The sequence below is a fragment of the Oleiphilus sp. HI0117 genome (genome assembly GCF_001635235.1).
Window position 1 is genome coordinate 1 of record NZ_LWGA01001127.1, and the last position, 1313, is coordinate 1313.

2 protein-coding genes are annotated in these 1313 nt (G+C 45.0%); both read left to right on the top strand.

Features of this window, described 5'->3' with window-relative positions:
- Window positions 1-613, top strand: a 613-nt coding sequence (locus A3757_RS20165) for a nucleotide sugar dehydrogenase (protein ID WP_304439203.1), incomplete at its 5' end; no start/stop codon positions are given.
- An 82-nt stretch (window positions 614-695) separates the two neighbouring features.
- Window positions 696-1313 (top strand): AraC family transcriptional regulator ligand-binding domain-containing protein (locus tag A3757_RS20170; RefSeq protein WP_197470160.1); only part of this gene is annotated, 618 nt, incomplete at its 3' end.

Below are 1313 nucleotides of genomic sequence, written 5' to 3' on the forward strand. Positions count from 1 at the left end.
TAACGAGCTTTCTTTAATTTTTGATAAAATGGGCATCGACACCCTGGAAGTACTCGAAGCCGCTGGCACAAAGTGGAACTTCCTCCCCTTCCGCCCAGGCTTGGTTGGCGGTCACTGTATTGGTGTAGACCCATACTACCTAACACATAAAGCGCAATCGATTGGTTACCACCCAGAAATCATTCTTTCCGGGCGCCGTATTAACGATAACATGTCTGCTCATGTTGCCGAGAAAGTATTGAAGCTTATGACCAAGAAGAAAATTCAGGTTGTTGACGCAAACATTCTGGTCATGGGGCTTACATTTAAAGAGAACTGCCCTGATATTCGCAACACCAAAGTGACTGATGTTATTACAGAGCTCCAGGGCTACCACGCCAATATTGACGTCTATGACCCTTGGGCAGATGCAGAAGAGGTGAAGCATGAGTATGGGCTTAACTTGATCAGCGAACCTAAACAAGATCACTACGATGCAGCAGTCATTTGCGTATCACACGACCAGATCAAAGAAATGGGTATCGCAGAAATCCGTAAGCTATGCAAAACCAATAACGTTATCTTTGATGTGAAATATCTATTCGACAAAGATGATGTTGATGCGCGTTTGTAAGCCTCAGCTCGGCATTGAATTAAGAGCCCGGTAGTTACCGGGCTTTTTTGTTATCCGCTTGCGATTCGATAATTAGCACCACATGGCAACCATTGGCACTCACTACATCCTCAGCGCGCTAGGCGGCGCGAGAAAAAAAGGCGTCGATACTCGCCAACTGCTAAAGCAAGCGCGAATATCCGAACTTCAACTCAGAAACCCCAGAGCACGCTTCCCGGTAGAGTCGGTTGCCAAGCTCTATTCAAGTATTGCAGAGACCCTAAATGACGAGTTTATGGGCTTCACTGAAACCCCCATTAAGCTCGGAACCTTTGCCCTCATGGCTGAATGGGTCAGTTACAGTCATAACCTCGAAGAACTATTGCATCGAGGGATTCGCTTCTATAACCAGATCAACAATGAAATAAAGGTTTCTCTTGATGTCGAAGGAGAGCACGTATATTTCACCTCAGAGTTCAACACTCCGGAATTAGATTTCGAGCACTTTTATATCGAGTACTGGCACGTCATTTGGCACCGCTTTGCAAGTTGGTACATTGGCAAACCCATTAAACTAATTGGCGCCTATATTAATTACACCCCCATTGATCATGAAGAATTTGAGCTCTTGTTTCGCTGTAAAACTAACCAAAAGAGCAAATTCAACCGCTTAGTCTTCCATCGGAAGTATCTCGAAGAGCCTTTGATCAAAACTACTCGC